This is a genomic window from Neisseria sp. HMSC03D10, from assembly GCF_001807625.1.
GTDB lineage: Bacteria > Pseudomonadota > Gammaproteobacteria > Burkholderiales > Neisseriaceae > Neisseria > Neisseria mucosa.
Genome location: NZ_KV789589.1, coordinates 11,408 through 11,925 on the forward strand (window position 1 = coordinate 11,408; position 518 = coordinate 11,925).

Here is a 518-nt window from a genome sequence, read left to right on the forward strand (position 1 = left end):
AACGGCAAAGTGCTGGATATGGACGATGCCATTGCACAGATCGAACAGGCGCTCTCCCTGGCCAAAAGCCTGAACAAAGCCGCCCAAACGGCCAACAACCACAACACCGATGAAGAAACCCAAAGGGGTCGTCTGAAAGACGCACTCAAAGACCTGAAAGAGGCCGGTTTGATCCAAACCGCCCCGGCCGGCATCGCCACCGCAACCCAACAAAGCCAACTGCATACCGCCAATGAAAACATTCACCTCGTCAGCGGCAACCATACCGACATCACCGCCGGCCAAAGCCTGACCGCCCATGCAGTAGAAAGCCTCAACCTGTTTGCGCAAAGCCAAGGAATCAAAGTACAGGCCAACCAGGGCAAAGTGGAAGTGCAGGCACAGAATGACGAATTGCAGCTGAATGCCTTAAAGGACGCAACGCTAACCAGCAGCGTAGGGAAAGTCACCATTGCGGCAAAGGAAGAGATTTTGATTACCTGCAAGGGGGCGTATATCAAGTTGAGCAACGGGGAGGT

General features: G+C 54.1%; 1 protein-coding gene. It reads left to right on the forward strand.

Going from position 1 to position 518, the window contains the following annotated elements; all coding sequences use genetic code 11:
* Window positions 1-518 (forward strand): DUF2345 domain-containing protein (locus tag HMPREF3066_RS13640; RefSeq protein ID WP_321178934.1); only part of this gene is annotated, 518 nt, incomplete at both ends.